The organism is Pseudoalteromonas sp. Xi13, from assembly GCF_003952205.1.
Lineage (GTDB): Bacteria > Pseudomonadota > Gammaproteobacteria > Enterobacterales > Alteromonadaceae > Pseudoalteromonas > Pseudoalteromonas atlantica.
Map to the genome: position 1 here is coordinate 3,503,738 of NZ_CP034439.1, position 12,370 is coordinate 3,516,107.

At 41.8% G+C, this 12,370-nt stretch carries 14 protein-coding genes; 10 read left to right on the forward strand and 4 right to left on the reverse strand.

What is annotated here, in order from left to right:
• Positions 1-234: 234 nt before the first annotated feature.
• Positions 235-867, reverse strand: a complete 633-nt coding sequence (gene fabR / locus EJ103_RS15835; RefSeq protein ID WP_126008557.1) for an HTH-type transcriptional repressor FabR — start codon at positions 865-867, stop codon at positions 235-237.
• 127 nt (positions 868-994) lie between these two features.
• Here fabR and EJ103_RS15840 point away from each other — a divergent pair, with 127 nt between their 5' ends.
• A complete protein-coding gene (locus EJ103_RS15840) occupies positions 995-2,128 on the forward strand; it encodes a fatty acid desaturase (protein ID WP_055255265.1) in 1,134 nt (377 codons plus the stop codon).
• 13 nt (positions 2,129-2,141) lie between these two features.
• On the forward strand, positions 2,142-3,572 hold the full coding sequence (sthA, locus tag EJ103_RS15845; RefSeq protein ID WP_055255264.1) for a Si-specific NAD(P)(+) transhydrogenase: 1,431 nt from the start codon (positions 2,142-2,144) through the stop codon (positions 3,570-3,572).
• A 70-nt stretch (positions 3,573-3,642) separates the two neighbouring features.
• Here sthA and hemE read toward each other — a convergent pair whose 3' ends face one another.
• Positions 3,643-4,707, reverse strand: a complete 1,065-nt coding sequence (gene hemE / locus EJ103_RS15850) for a uroporphyrinogen decarboxylase (protein WP_024033935.1) — start codon at positions 4,705-4,707, stop codon at positions 3,643-3,645.
• A 524-nt stretch (positions 4,708-5,231) separates the two neighbouring features.
• Between hemE and EJ103_RS15855 the strand changes: the two genes are divergently transcribed.
• Positions 5,232-5,702 (forward strand): Rsd/AlgQ family anti-sigma factor, encoded by a 471-nt coding sequence (locus tag EJ103_RS15855; RefSeq protein ID WP_004589394.1) that lies wholly within the window; start codon positions 5,232-5,234, stop codon positions 5,700-5,702.
• A 58-nt stretch (positions 5,703-5,760) separates the two neighbouring features.
• Here the strand turns inward: EJ103_RS15855 and fkpA are convergent, their stop codons facing one another.
• The gene (fkpA, locus tag EJ103_RS15860; protein ID WP_004589617.1) at positions 5,761-6,507 is read right to left on the reverse strand and encodes an FKBP-type peptidyl-prolyl cis-trans isomerase; all 747 of its coding nucleotides are present in this window, start codon (positions 6,505-6,507) and stop codon (positions 5,761-5,763) included.
• Between the two features lie 204 nt (positions 6,508-6,711).
• Here fkpA and EJ103_RS15865 point away from each other — a divergent pair, with 204 nt between their 5' ends.
• Positions 6,712-7,710, forward strand: a complete 999-nt coding sequence (locus tag EJ103_RS15865; protein WP_024033936.1) for a hypothetical protein — start codon at positions 6,712-6,714, stop codon at positions 7,708-7,710.
• The gene (locus EJ103_RS15870; RefSeq protein ID WP_004589619.1) at positions 7,697-7,909 is read left to right on the forward strand and encodes a SlyX family protein; all 213 of its coding nucleotides are present in this window, start codon (positions 7,697-7,699) and stop codon (positions 7,907-7,909) included. Before EJ103_RS15865 ends, EJ103_RS15870 begins: the two co-directional genes overlap by 14 nt.
• Before the next feature lie 23 nt (positions 7,910-7,932).
• Here the strand turns inward: EJ103_RS15870 and EJ103_RS15875 are convergent, their stop codons facing one another.
• Positions 7,933-8,136, reverse strand: a complete 204-nt coding sequence (locus EJ103_RS15875) for a YheV family putative zinc ribbon protein (RefSeq protein ID WP_004589620.1) — start codon at positions 8,134-8,136, stop codon at positions 7,933-7,935.
• 132 nt (positions 8,137-8,268) lie between these two features.
• Here EJ103_RS15875 and EJ103_RS15880 point away from each other — a divergent pair, with 132 nt between their 5' ends.
• The 5 genes from EJ103_RS15880 to EJ103_RS15895 all read left to right on the forward strand — a co-directional run bounded on the left by EJ103_RS15880 (position 8,269) and on the right by EJ103_RS15895 (position 12,344).
• Positions 8,269-10,191: an ATP-binding cassette domain-containing protein gene (locus tag EJ103_RS15880; protein WP_126008559.1), complete on the forward strand. Its 1,923-nt coding sequence runs from the start codon at positions 8,269-8,271 to the stop codon at positions 10,189-10,191.
• Positions 10,175-10,597 (forward strand): TIGR02444 family protein, encoded by a 423-nt coding sequence (locus EJ103_RS15885; RefSeq protein ID WP_126008561.1) that lies wholly within the window; start codon positions 10,175-10,177, stop codon positions 10,595-10,597. The genes EJ103_RS15880 and EJ103_RS15885 overlap by 17 nt, the downstream gene beginning before the upstream one ends.
• A 245-nt stretch (positions 10,598-10,842) precedes the next feature.
• Positions 10,843-10,989: a hypothetical protein gene (locus EJ103_RS20175; protein ID WP_004589623.1), complete on the forward strand. Its 147-nt coding sequence runs from the start codon at positions 10,843-10,845 to the stop codon at positions 10,987-10,989.
• A gap of 111 nt (positions 10,990-11,100) precedes the next feature.
• Positions 11,101-12,093: a hydrolase gene (locus EJ103_RS15890; protein ID WP_024033940.1), complete on the forward strand. Its 993-nt coding sequence runs from the start codon at positions 11,101-11,103 to the stop codon at positions 12,091-12,093.
• Positions 12,090-12,344 carry a YheU family protein gene (locus tag EJ103_RS15895; RefSeq protein ID WP_004589625.1) on the forward strand — a complete coding sequence of 85 codons (255 nt, stop codon included), beginning with the start codon at positions 12,090-12,092 and terminating at the stop codon, positions 12,342-12,344. Before EJ103_RS15890 ends, EJ103_RS15895 begins: the two co-directional genes overlap by 4 nt.
• Positions 12,345-12,370 lie beyond the last annotated feature (26 nt).

Consider the following 12,370-nt stretch of genomic DNA (forward strand, 5'->3'; position numbering starts at 1 on the left):
TTAAACGAATATTTTGCATCTTGTTTCTTGTGTGTGTGTTCAGTGAGGCCTATTTTTAACATTACAAAGCAGTTGGTGCAAGCATAAATATTCCAAACAAAGGAATAAAAACCCCACATTGAAGGAATTTATATACCTAAAAATAGCATATTCAGGTTTTATAAATCACACAGATACACTTTTTAGCTTAAATTAATGTGTTGAGTAAACTTGCGTGCTTAGATTAACTTATTGCTAATTTTTTAAGCTAACCTGATTATTTGTTTCCCGAATATAATGACCTGCACCGCGGGTAATATAACGTAGCTGCCAAATAACCCGCTCAATGAGTTCTTCGCGTTGTTGACCTTCTATATCGAGTGCTTCAGCGCCGGCATTAAATACTAGTGTTACCATGGCTTCGGCCTGAATATAAGCATGAATTGAATCACACTTGGTTTCGCTTTCTAAATAATGCGCAAGCTCTAAAATAAAGTGTTTTACCTCACGAGCTACGGCGGCTCTAAAGGCTTTTGAGGTGCCAGAACGTTCGCGCAGCAGTAATCTAAATTGGTTGCTTGAGTTATCAATAAACTCCATAAAGGTTACAACCGAGGTATTTATTACGCTGCCGCCACTGGCTATACGTCTGCGGGCTTGGCGCATAAGCTGGCGAAGGGTTAAGCCTGCTTCGTCGACCATGGTTAAACCTAGCTCGTTCATATCTTTAAAGTGGCGATAAAAAGAGGTGGGGGCAATACCTGCTTCGCGGGCAACTTCGCGTAAGCTTAAATTAGAAAAACTATGATCAGCACTAAGCTGATTAAATGCCGCCTCTATTAAGGCTTGTCGTGTTTTTTGTTTCTGTTGTGCTCTAACACCCGACATCCACAGCTCCCTGAGTAAATTTATATGAAGTTTTAATGATAATTAGCCGAATTGTCTAGTCTAATACTTGACGCCAAGAGATTGAAACACTATTTTAGCTTACAGTTGTACGCTGAGAGTAAAAACGATGAATAAACCACCGATTATTTGGACAAACGTCCTATTTTTTAGCCTAACCTTTTTGGCGGCTGTCACACTTGTACCTTGGTACGGCATTAATTACGGATTTACCAGCGCGCATTGGATTGCATTTGTAGGCTGTATGTTTTACGCAGGCCTATCTATTACTGCCGGATACCACCGATTATGGGCGCATAAAGCCTATAACGTACACCCTGCAATAGAATTTATTTTTGCCCTTGGTGGCGCATTTGCTTTGCAAAACAGTGCGTTGCACTGGAGTAGCGATCACCGTATACACCACGGCCAAGTAGATGACCCAGTAAAAGACCCCTACGCCGCAACTAACGGTTTTTGGTACAGCCATATTGGCTGGATGCTACGTGATTACCAAGGCGACAGTTATAACGATTACAGTAATTGTCGCGATTTACAGCGCAATAAAATTGTTATGTGGCAGCATAAACACTACTTAAAGCTTGTTATAGCCATGAATGTCGGTTTACCGCTTGTGCTTGGTTTATTAGTAGGCGATGTGTGGGGTATGCTACTACTTGCAGGTTTATTACGCTTAGTATTGAGCCAGCACTTTACCTTTTTCATTAATTCATTGGCTCATATTTGGGGCTCACGCCCATACACTGAGAAAAACACTGCGCGCGATAATGGCTTTTTAGCGTTATTTACTTATGGCGAGGGTTACCATAACTTCCACCATATTTTTGCAAGCGATTACCGTAACGGTATTAAGTGGTTTCATTACGACCCAACAAAATGGATGATCCGCTCTTTAGCAGCGCTCGGTTTAGCCAGTAAATTAAAGCGCACCCCGGTTGAGCGCATAGAAAAAGCCAAAGCCGAAACGCTAATGAGTAAAACGCAAACGCGCCTTTCAAAATTGCCTTTAGCGCAAGATAAGCTTACATTATTACAACAAGAGTACGATTTACTGCTGAAAAAGCTGCAAAATTACTGTTCACTACAAAAACAAGTGTTAGAAGCTAAAAAAAATAACATGGCAAAGCAGTGTGAACAATCAGCATTAATGACACAATACCATGAGCTGGAAGCCGCCTGGGAAAATCAAAAACAGGCATGGCTAGCACTTAATGCGAGGTTATTAAAAGCCTCTTTTAATTAATTTAGGAGTGGCTGTGGCCAAACAACCAGAACAGAAAAAAGCACCCGTAAGTTTCCAATATGACGCAATAATTATTGGTACGGGCCCTGGCGGTGAAGGCACCGCCATGAACCTATCTAAAAACGATAAAAAAGTAGCGGTTATTGAGCGCCAACAAGCTGTTGGCGGTGGCTGTGTACATTGGGGAACAATTCCTTCAAAAGCATTACGCCACTCGGTTAGCCGCTATATTGAATACAAAGCAAACCCACTTTTTAATGTTGGCGAGCGCCCTAGCCGCTTAACGTTTCCTGATATTTTAAGCCATGCAAGTTCTGTTATTTCTAAGCAGTCAAACTTACGTAGCAGCTTTTACGACCGTAACCGCATTCATATGTACCAAGGCGATGCGAGCTTTGTAGATAAACACACGGTTGAAATTAAGCGCCTTGATGGCTCAGCAGAGCGTATTACCGCTAAAACTATTGTGATTGCTACCGGCTCACGCCCATACCGCCCACCTGAAGTCGACTTTAGCCATTCACGTATTTACGACAGCGATACTATTTTAGGCCTAGAGCACGACCCACAACGTGTACTTATATACGGTGCGGGTGTTATTGGCTGTGAATACGCTTCAATCTTTAAAGGCTTAGGCGCTAAGGTAGATTTAGTAAACACGCGCGACCGCTTATTAGCCTTTATGGATGCTGAAATCTCTGACGCGCTTAGCTACCACTTTTGGAACAGCGGTATTGTTATTCGTCATAACGAAGAGTTTGACCGTATAGAAACGCGCTCAGATTGCGTTGTAATGCATTTAAAATCGGGCAAGCGTGTAAAAGCCGACTGTATTTTATTTGCTAACGGGCGCACAGGTAATACCGATACGCTAAACCTTGAAGCTATTGGTTTAAAAGCCGATGGTCGAGGCCAGCTTAAAGTCAACGAAATGTACCAAACTGAGGTAGACAACGTTTACGCAGTAGGCGATGTAATTGGCTACCCAAGTTTAGCGAGTGCAGCATTTGATCAAGGCCGTATAGCTGCCGATGCTATTGCCTGCGGTAATTGCGAAGATAAGCTAATTATAGATATACCGGCCGGTATTTATACTATTCCTGAAATGAGTTCGGTAGGTAAAACAGAGCAACAGCTAACCGCTGCAAAAGTACCGTATGAAGTTGGCCGTGCTCAGTTTAAGCACTTGGCTCGTGCGCAAATTGCGGGTACAGAAGTAGGTAGTTTAAAAATATTGTTTCACAGTGAAACAAAAGAAGTACTTGGCGTGCATTGCTTTGGTGAGCGTGCCTCAGAAATTGTTCACATTGGCCAAGCCATTATGGAACAAAAAGGGGCTGGCAACACCGTTGACTACTTTGTAAATACCACATTTAACTACCCAACGATGGCAGAAGCCTACCGTGTTGCGGCGTTAAATGGATTAAATAGATTATTTACTTAACCCGATTACTACACAGCAAAAAGCCCGCTAATTATAGCGGGCTTTTTAATAGCTATTAATACCACTGCTGTTATTTGTGGTATTGCGCGCTTAGCTCATGTACTGCATTAATAAATACACCGGCGTTTTCTGGGTCTACATCTGGTGTAATACCGTGGCCTAGGTTAAATACGTGGCCATCACCTGTGCCAAAGTCTTCTAAAATAGTGCCTACTTCTTGGCGGATACGATCAGGCGTACCGTGAAGCATTGACGGGTCCATATTACCTTGCAATGCAACTTTATCGCCTACACGGCGTTTAGCGTCGCCAATATTAATAGTCCAATCAAGACCTACTGCATCACAGCCTGTTGCTGCAATTGCTTCAATCCACTGGCCACCATTTTTGGTAAATAGCGTTACCGGTACTTTACGGCCGTCGTATTCGCGAATTAAACCATCAACAATTTTATGCATGTATTGCAGTGAGAATTCGTTGTAATCGCGCGGGCTTAATACGCCGCCCCACGAGTCAAATACCATTAACGATTGCGCACCAGCTTTTACTTGTGCGTTTAAGTAATCAATGACTGAATCAGCTAGTTTATCTAGTAATAAATGTAGTGTTTGCGGCTCTGCAAACGCCATTTTTTTAATTTTACCAAATACTTTACTGCTTCCACCTTCAACCATGTAAGTTGCTAGTGTCCACGGTGAACCCGAAAAGCCAATTAGTGGCACTTCGCCTTTAAGTTCACGGCGAATAGTACTTACTGCGTTCATTACATAGCCAAGCTCGTCAGTTGGGTCTAGCTTAGGAATCTTTTTAACATCAGCAAGTGACGAAATAGGGTTTTCAAATTTAGGGCCTTCACCGGTTTCAAAGTACAAACCTAAACCCATAGCATCGGGAATAGTTAAAATGTCACTAAATAAAATAGCAGCATCTAACGGGTAACGGCGAAGTGGTTGTAGTGTTACTTCACATGCAAGCTCAGCATTACGGCACAGGCTCATAAAATCGCCCGCTTGTGCACGTGTAGCACGGTACTCTGGTAAATAGCGTCCTGCTTGGCGCATCATCCATACCGGTGTTACATCAACGGGTTGTTTTGCAAGTGCACGTAAATAACGGTCGTTTTTTAATTCGCTCATAGCGTAAATAATCCTGAGGCTTATAGAAATTGTTCAAGATTGTACCACCATATTCTCCGGCTCTCTATCGCTAAGCTCGTAAAACATGTGTTACAGCTAACAGAACCTAGTTTGTTGCTTATTTAGTCACATTTGAGCATTAAACAACCAAAAAGAACTAACAATAAAAACTTTTTGTTAATATGTTTGCAACATAACAAAAACCTTGGTATTGTTTGTCCCGCGTTAACAAGAACAATAATAAAAATCTTAAACAACAATAACAAAAATATTTATAATAAAAATAACAAAAATCTTCTATAACAATAAGAAAGCTTGTATTAACAGGCCAAAACAAGAAATTAAGCCACCTTAACCGGTGGTTTTTTCTTGCCTGCAATAAAATAATAATTTACCTACAATAAATACACACATGCACCAGCTCATACCTTTTACTTGTTGATATACACTTAAATAAAATATATCTTGATGTATAAGAAAATTTAAATTTAACCATAAAAGTGACCCAGCTTAGGAGAACAGTAATGCTGACGCGCGTAGAGAAAGCTCAACAAAAATGGGGTGGTAGCCATACTGTCATTGATAAATGGTTAAACGAGCGCCAAGAGTTAATTGTACTTTATTGTAAAATGGCTGGGTTTTCGCCATACGACAAAAAAGATCACGCCTTACCAGAGCCAGAACAAATTCAATCATTTTGCCAAATTTTAATGGATTACTTATCTGCCGGCCATTTTGAAGTGTACGATGACATTGCAAAAGCCTGTGAAAGCAAAGGCCTTGAAAGCCAAGAGCTGGCAAATACAATTTACCCGCGCATTTCTAGCACAACAGATATTGCTTTAGACTTTAACGATAAATACGCAGAAGTAGATAAAGAGGACTTATTAGCAGAGTTTGATAACGATTTGTCGGTACTTGGCGAAACGTTAGAAGCGCGTTTTGAACTAGAAGATGAGCTAATAGATAATTTGTTTTCTAACCACACAGATTAATAAAATAGCCTACAAAAAAGGGACCGTTATGGTCCCTTTTTGCGTTATAAGCTACCGCTTATTGCGCAGGTGCTTCGTCATCTTGTATTTCAAGTAGTTCTACTTCAAAAACAAGCGTTGAGTTAGCTGGAATTTTACCTAGGTCACGATCGCCGTAAGCAAGTTCAGAAGGAATAGTGAACTTGTACTTAGACCCTACTGACATAAGCTGTAAACCTTCAGTCCAACCCGCAATTACACGGTTAAGAGGGAAAGTAGTTGGCTCGTTACGCGCATAAGAGCTATCAAACTCAGTGCCGTCTAATAAAGTACCTTTGTAATGTACTTTAACTACGTCTGTTGCTGCTGGCTTTTCGCCTTCGCCTTCGCTAAGTACTTCGTACTGTAGACCTGACTCAGTTACTGTTACGCCTTCTTTTTTAGCATTTTCTTCTAGGTATTTTTTACCTGCTTCTTTGCTTTTTTCAGACTCAACTTTAGCTTTAGCTTCTTGCTTTGCACGCACTGATGTATCTAGCTCAGTTAGCACTTCACGGATTTTTTCTTCATCGATTTTTGCATTACCAGCAAGCGCGTCTTCAAAACCACGAATTAATAGTGCTTGGTCTAGTTCAATACCAATCTCTGATTTATCAGCTAGGTCTTTATTTAAAAAGTTACCTACTGATGCACCAATACCGTATGCTTGCTGCTGCTCTACAGTGTCTAATTTAACTTCAGCTTGTTCTTGTTTTGCTTCTTGATTACAAGCTGTAAGCGCTAAAACCGACGCTGCAATCAATGACAATCTAATCGTCTTTTTCATTTTAAATCTCCGACACACTTTGCAGTTGTCATTTATTGTATTATTACTAGTTAAAGATTAACGGCCTACATGATAGGCTGCTTGTTTAATAACTAACTAAATTAAAACCTAACCTATTATAGTGATTAGACAAACACCCTAGGCCTTCAACGTGACCTAGTCTAACCTCTCAGTCACTAAGAGTTAAGAGGAAATACCTGTAATATGTCGATATTTCGTACTTTTTTAATCGCTTTTAGCTGTTTATTAGCCCTAGCTTGTAGCGATCAAAAACAGCAAGCTGCACAACGCTTTGAACACGCAGCACAGGGTGCGTTTTCCTCGGCAGTATCTAACGATGGTAAATACAGCCTAGTCTCCTCCATTCACCATGGGGTCGCCCTGTGGGATAATCAACAGCAGGTACTAAAATATCAATGGTTTCAACAGCAATCACAAGAAAGCCTAGTGTATGCTGTGGCTATTGCCTTTGATAATAGCGTGGCCGTTACCGCAGAAAAAACCACCTTTGCCGTGTGGGATATTAGCAGCGGCGAAAACCGCGGCTATTATAAAATTCAACAAGCCACTATTCGCGATATTGCGATAAGTAACCAAGGCCGCAGTGTTTTATACGGCAGAAGCGACGGCGTAGTGGTATTTTTAAACCTAGAAACCGGACGCCGCATTGAGTTTTTAGGCCACCAAGACAAAGTAAACACCGTTGATTTATCGCCTAATGGACGCTACGCCTTAAGCGGCTCAAACGATTACGTTGCTTATTTTTGGGATACACGTACAGGGCAAGTAATTCATCGCTTTAATCACCCGACGCGTGTTACCCAAGTAACCCTAGACCCACAAGGTCGCTACGCATTTACCGCAGATAGTATGAAGCAAGCACATGTATGGAAGCTGACTACAGGTGATCTTGTGAGTAAACTGGCGTATATTGCGCGTCAGAAAATTTTTACTGCGGTACGCTTTAACGAACAAGGCACATTGCTGGCCACAGGCTCGCCTAATAAGCGCGTTGACTTATGGCAGTTACCCAGCGGAGAGAAAATTCAAACTTGGCAAGTCACACCACGTGAAGGCAGTAAGCCTAAATCGGCTGTGGTGCTAGATGTAACGTTTATAGATAACGGCAAGTCGTTGTTAACCGAGAGCTCGAGCGGAATTGCAGAGCACTTTACAATACGAGAAGCAAATGAACACAATTGAAAATCGTTTAATGGAGCTTGAGGCAAAAGTTGCTTTTCAAGACGAAACAATAGAAATATTAAATGACGAGCTAAAAGCACACCAACAGCAGCTTGCAAAAATGAAGCGCCAAACTGAGTTACTAGCAGAAAAACTTAAAGAAGCGCAGCAGCCGTCGTTAATGTCGCAAATGCAAGAGCCGCCTCCGCCACATTACTAAACACACGACAAAATAAAACCGGGTTAATCGCCCGGTTTAAATACACCAATTACTTGTTCAAATTGGCGAGTAGATGCCTGAACAGCGTTATCGGGTTGCGCCATTTTGTGGCCGCACTCTACACACTCTACTTTTTCAACATCATGTTCTCTGTACAGCATCATGGTATCCATGGCTTTACACTCAGGGCACGATGCACCAGCAATAAATCGCTTCTTTTGTCTCACAACATTTTTCCTGTGGTTTGAACTGCACATATTTTATCGTATAACTTCCTATGTTGATACGCTTGATAAGAGCAATACGTTCTATGGTATGATAGCGCCAACTTAACCAGGGCACAGTAAAGTAACGCATTCATGATCCAAATCTCAGAAATAGAACTACTTCGTGGCGGAAAAGCCTTATTAAAAAATGCCTCGGCTACTTTATTTCCACAGCACAAAGTGGGCTTAGTTGGCGCTAATGGCTGTGGTAAATCTACCTTATTTAGTTTATTAAAATCTGAGCTGCAACTCGATGCGGGTGATTGCAATATACCCAAAGATTGGTCTATTGCTTCTGTAAAACAAGAAACCCCAGCCCTTGAAATAAGCGCCATTGATTATGTACTTCAAGGCCACCCTGAATACTATGCATTGCGCATTGCCCTGCGTGAAGCTGAGCAAACAAACGATGGTGACACCCAAGCCAAAGTACATATTCAGCTTGAAAATATTAAAGGCTACAGCATAGAGTCAAAAGCGGGCGAATTGCTGCACGGCTTAGGCTTTGCTAATCACCAAATAGAAAACCCTGTAAGCGCGTTTTCTGGGGGTTGGCGTATGCGTTTAAACCTTGCACAAGCACTTATTCGCGATGCCGACTTACTATTACTCGATGAGCCTACCAACCACCTTGATTTAGATGCCGTTTACTGGCTTGAGCGCTTTTTACGCGCCTACACAGGCACCTTGGTACTTATATCTCATGACCGTGAGTTTTTAGACGCCGTGGTTGATCAAATTTGGCATGTCGATAAACAGCTTATTAATGTGTACAAAGGTAACTACTCACAGTTTGAACGCCAAAAAGCAGAGCGCTTGTTACAACAACAAGCAATGTTTGAAAAACAACAAGAGCAAATTGCCCATCTTGAACAGTTTATAACTCGCTTTAAAGCCAAAGCCAGTAAGGCCAAACAGGCACAAAGCCGTGTTAAAGCGCTCGAACGTATGGAAAAGCTGGCACCTGCACATGCCGACTCACCATTTGACTTTGAATTTGCCGAGCCAACAGCCCTGCCTAACCCGCTAATGACCCTAGATAAAGCAAAAGCAGGTTATGGCGATGTCACTATTTTAAATAATATCGCGCTAAACCTAGTTCCTGGCAGCCGTATTGCATTACTCGGTCGTAACGGCGCGGGTAAATCAACGCTTATAAAGCTATTAGCGGGCGAGCTTGAGCCGCAAGCAGGTAAAGTGGTTCAACACCATGGCTTAAATATAGGTTACTTTGCGCAGCACCAACTTGAATCGCTTGATTTAAAAGCCAGCGCAGTGACCCATATTCAACGTTTAAACCCACAGGCCACAGAGCAATCATTGCGTGATTTTTTAGGTGGCTTTGCATTTATTGGCGATAAAGCACTTGAACCCGTGGCACCGTTTTCGGGCGGTGAAAAAGCCCGCTTAGTGCTAGCCATGTTGGTGTATCAAAAACCCAATTTACTACTACTTGATGAGCCAACTAACCACCTTGATTTAGAAATGCGCCACGCGCTAGTGATGGCACTGCAAGGCTTTGAAGGCGCCATGGTTACCGTATCGCACGATCGCCACATGCTTAAAAACACCGCCGATGAATTTTATTTAGTCGATGATGGCAAAGTCACTCAGTTTGGTTACGACTTAGATGCGTATTACCAATGGTTACTCAATGCCAATAAAGAAGCCGCTAAAAGCCAGCAGCCTGACGAGCCAAAAGCAAATCCAAGCGTTAACCGTAAAGAGCAAAAGCGCCTAGAAGCTGAGTTTAGAAAAGCCATTCAACCGCTTAAAAAGCAAATTGAAAAGCTTGAAAAGCAGCTCGATAAATTTACTGCAGAGCTTAGCGAAGTTGAAGTAGCCCTTGGCGACAACACACTCTACAACGACGATAACAAAGCCCAGTTAAAAGAGCTAATTGCTAAGCAAGCAACGCTTACCCCTAAAGTAAACAACACTGAAGAAGAGCTACTAATGGCGCTTGAAGAAATGGAAGAAAAAGAGCAGGCCTTTACCGATGAACTTGCTCAATAAAAACGACTTTTGGCAATTTGCCTGCGCTTTGTACGCAAAGCCTGGGCAACAACAAACCTTGCTGGCACTGCAAAACCAGCAAGGTAAAAACGTTAATCTATGCTTATTTTTGCTGTATTTAGACTCACTTAAGTTAAGCATTAATGCCGAGCAGCTCAGTGTGTTAATAGCATCTATTAATGAGTTTGATACGCAGGCACTTAAGCCACTGCGCGCCGCTCGTCGTTATTTAAAAGCCAATCAAGAAAGTATCAGCGACTATGAAAAAATACGCCAAGAGCTATTAAGCGCCGAGTTAAAGCTTGAAAAGCAACAACAGGAAATACTGATTGATACAGCGAATAAACTTAGCTTTTTAGAAGCTGTAAAGCCAAACAATATTGAGCTGTATGTGAAAGCGACTTAGGCTGTCAGTTTTTACACCCTCCTCTAAATGTTCATTCTATTTTCTTTGTGCAAAAAATCTTTAAGCCGATTGATTCTTCAAAGCCTATAGGCGCTGTAGTAGGAACGAAATAGCCCCTAAAACATGATCTACATCAACTTTACTTGGTTACTTTTTCCACGCAGGGAAATAGTTTGATCTCGATCACATTATGCTTTGCAAAGTCACTTTATGATGTCTCCATCAACTGAACGAGGAGATTAATCATGAACGTATTCTTTAGAGACTTTTTTAGCGACCCTGTTTTATTTATGTCTTTTGGGATTTTAGGCGTAGTGATTTCTCTTTGCCTATTTTACGCTTTTTACTTTATTAAAAAAATTAGCGAGGCTGAAGTTCCCGAGCATCATTAAGCACGACGCACAAAGCGCCTACTCAGGTTCCTGATTAGGCGCTTTTTATTTTATAAAGCGAAAAATTTGGTACACTAACGCTTCGTTTTTTTCATAGTGCGTAGTACAAACATGATCAATAAGTTTAAACCAGCATGGTGGATGACCAATCGTCACGTTCAAACCATAATGCCGCGTTTTTTCCGTCCATTTCACAATACGTCCTACGAACTTGAGCAACTTGATACGCCCGACGGCGATTTTATTGAACTTGCATGGTCGCTGCCTCATAACGAAAACGCTCCCCTTGCTGTGGTTTTACATGGCCTTGAAGGCAACATAAATAGCTTTTATGCCAAAGGCATGATGAAAGCCTTAAAAAAGCAAGGCTATGCCGTAGTACTTATGCACTTTAGAAACTGCTCAAGTGAAGTTAACCGCTTACCGCGTGCTTATCATAGTGGCGATACCGCCGATTTAGCTTTTTTTATAAATCATTTAAGAGAGCAATTTCCCAGCCGCCCTATTATGGCTGTTGGTTTTTCGTTAGGGGGCAATGTACTGGCTAAATACCTAGGCGAAGAGCGCGAAAACTGCCCCTTAAGTGCTGCAGCCGTGGTCTCGGCTCCTTATGATTTATCATCATCAAGCGATGTTATTCGCAAAAGCTTAGGCAAGATTTATCAAAAGTACTTGCTCGATAGAATGAAAAAATCAATGCAGCGTAAATTGCCACAAATTAAGCAGCAAATACCTATTACCTCTGAGCAGTTAATGAAAATTGACGATTTGCTAGAGTTTGATAATCAACTAACCGCTCCACTGCATGGCTTTGAAAACGCACACGATTACTATCGTCAAGCCAGCGCAATGCCCTACTTAAAACATATTGCGATTCCTACGTTAATAATTCATGCCAAGGACGATCCAATGTTGTCGATTAAAGCCGTGCCAAGTAGGCAAGATGTGAGTGAGCATGTTACCCTGAGTGTCTCTGAAAAAGGCGGCCACGTAGGGTTTATTAGCGGTAATAATCCGTTTAGGCCGGTATTTTGGCTTGAACAAGCCGTCCCTCATTATTTTGGCCAGCACGTCCCCACTAAAGCGAGCAGTAAGCAGTTATGATTATCCCTTTTGAACAACTTGATAAAGACACCCTCTATAACCTAATTGAAAGCTACGTGCTTCGTGAAGGCACCGATTACGGTGAGCAAGAAGTGAGTATTCAAAGTAAAGTAGCGCAGGTTAATCAGCAGCTTAGAAATGGTGAAGCGATGGTGTTTTTTTCTGAGCTACATGAGTCGGTCACTATTATTTCAAAAAATGAATTTAAAGCACTGCAAAGCGAAGAGCATGAAGCACAGTCGTTTGATTAACGCCTAACACTTGTAACTTTTGAGCT

Bases quoted from the DNA above. Each gene is read 5' to 3' on its own strand.
- EJ103_RS15895 (WP_004589625.1), top strand. From the start codon at position 12,090: ATGATTATCCCTTTTGAACAACTTGATAAAGACACCCTCTATAACCTA.
- hemE (WP_024033935.1), bottom strand. From the start codon at position 4,707: ATGAGCGAATTAAAAAACGACCGTTATTTACGTGCACTTGCAAAACAA.
- EJ103_RS15855 (WP_004589394.1), top strand. From the start codon at position 5,232: ATGCTGACGCGCGTAGAGAAAGCTCAACAAAAATGGGGTGGTAGCCAT.
- EJ103_RS15880 (WP_126008559.1), top strand. From the start codon at position 8,269: ATGATCCAAATCTCAGAAATAGAACTACTTCGTGGCGGAAAAGCCTTA.
- fkpA (WP_004589617.1), bottom strand. From the start codon at position 6,507: ATGAAAAAGACGATTAGATTGTCATTGATTGCAGCGTCGGTTTTAGCG.
- EJ103_RS15890 (WP_024033940.1), top strand. From the start codon at position 11,101: ATGATCAATAAGTTTAAACCAGCATGGTGGATGACCAATCGTCACGTT.
- EJ103_RS15885 (WP_126008561.1), top strand. From the start codon at position 10,175: ATGAACTTGCTCAATAAAAACGACTTTTGGCAATTTGCCTGCGCTTTG.
- EJ103_RS15840 (WP_055255265.1), top strand. From the start codon at position 995: ATGAATAAACCACCGATTATTTGGACAAACGTCCTATTTTTTAGCCTA.
- fabR (WP_126008557.1), bottom strand. From the start codon at position 867: ATGTCGGGTGTTAGAGCACAACAGAAACAAAAAACACGACAAGCCTTA.
- EJ103_RS20175 (WP_004589623.1), top strand. From the start codon at position 10,843: ATGAACGTATTCTTTAGAGACTTTTTTAGCGACCCTGTTTTATTTATG.
- EJ103_RS15870 (WP_004589619.1), top strand. From the start codon at position 7,697: ATGAACACAATTGAAAATCGTTTAATGGAGCTTGAGGCAAAAGTTGCT.
- EJ103_RS15865 (WP_024033936.1), top strand. From the start codon at position 6,712: ATGTCGATATTTCGTACTTTTTTAATCGCTTTTAGCTGTTTATTAGCC.